The organism is Streptomyces glaucescens (assembly GCF_002154375.1).
GTDB classification, from domain to species: Bacteria; Actinomycetota; Actinomycetes; order Streptomycetales; family Streptomycetaceae; genus Streptomyces; species Streptomyces glaucescens.
On sequence record NZ_MUND01000993.1, the window covers coordinates 1 to 1,025 of the forward strand.

Here is a 1,025-nt window from a genome sequence, read left to right on the forward strand (position 1 = left end):
CAGCTGGGAGACTGGGGGTATGAGCGACACCTCCCCCGCCCGGCCGGCAGCCGTTCTCGATGTCTGGTGCGAGCTGCAGTGCCCGGACTGCCGTACTGCCCTCGATGATCTGCGCGCCTTGCGCGCCCGCTACGGCGACCGGCTGGAGGTGCGGTTGCGGCACTTCCCGCTGGAGAAGCACAAGCACGCCTTCGCCGCCGCCCAGGCCGCCGAGGAGGCGCTGGAGCAGGGGAAGGGCTGGGCGTACGTCGAGGCGGTGCTCGGCCGGGTCGAGGAGCTGGACCGCAAGGGGGAACCCCTCCTGGTCGAGGTGGCCCGCGAACTCGGCCTGGACGCGGAGGAGTTCGACACCGCGCTGATCGACGGCCGGCACATCCTGATCGTGGACGCCGACCAGGCCGAGGGCAAGGCGATCGGCGTGACCGGCACCCCGACGTACGTCATCGGCGGCGAGCGGCTCGACGGCGGCAAGAGCCAGGAGGGCCTGCGTGAGCGCATCGAGGCGATCGCGGACCGGCTGCTGGACGAGCAGCGGTCCTGACGGCTACAGCAGCGGCTTCTGCAGGGCGTACCGCGTCGTCTCGTAGCCCAGTGACGCGTACAGCCGCTCGGCCGGCGTGTTCCCGGCGAACACGTTCAGGCCGAGGACGCGCCGGCCGGCGGAGATCGTCTGTATCTCCGCCAGGAGCATGAGGGCCCGGCCGTGGCCGCGCCCGCGATGGGCCTCGTCGGCCTCCACCTTGAAGACGAACCCCTTGTCGTCGCGCAGGGCGAGCCAGAGGATCCCCACCCGGGTGCCTTCGTGCTCCAGCACGCTGAACCGCATGTTCTCGGTGGCCAGGCCCCGCGGCAGCAACTGCTCCTGGTCCCGCCGCGCCTTGGCGTACGCCGCGGGCTCGGGCACCCCGCGCTCGATCCAGCTGCGCGCGTACTGCTCCCACTCGTCCGCGTGCCACACCGCGAACTCGGCCTCGGTCATGGCCCGCGCCCGGCTGCCGGCGGGCAGGGCGGGCGCGGGCCATGAC

The 1,025-nt window shown here is 72.6% G+C and carries 2 protein-coding genes; one reads left to right on the plus strand and one right to left on the minus strand.

Annotated elements, in window-relative coordinates; all coding sequences use genetic code 11:
- The first annotated feature begins 19 nt into the window (after positions 1–19).
- Entirely contained in the window at positions 20–541 is a 522-nt protein-coding gene (locus CCN42_RS40045) for a DsbA family protein (protein ID WP_086742024.1), read from the plus strand.
- Between the two features lie 3 nt (positions 542–544).
- On the opposite strand, the gene CCN42_RS40050 is transcribed toward CCN42_RS40045, so the two are convergent.
- On the minus strand, positions 545–1,025 hold a 481-nt coding region (locus CCN42_RS40050; protein ID WP_143662238.1), incomplete at its 5' end, for a GNAT family N-acetyltransferase.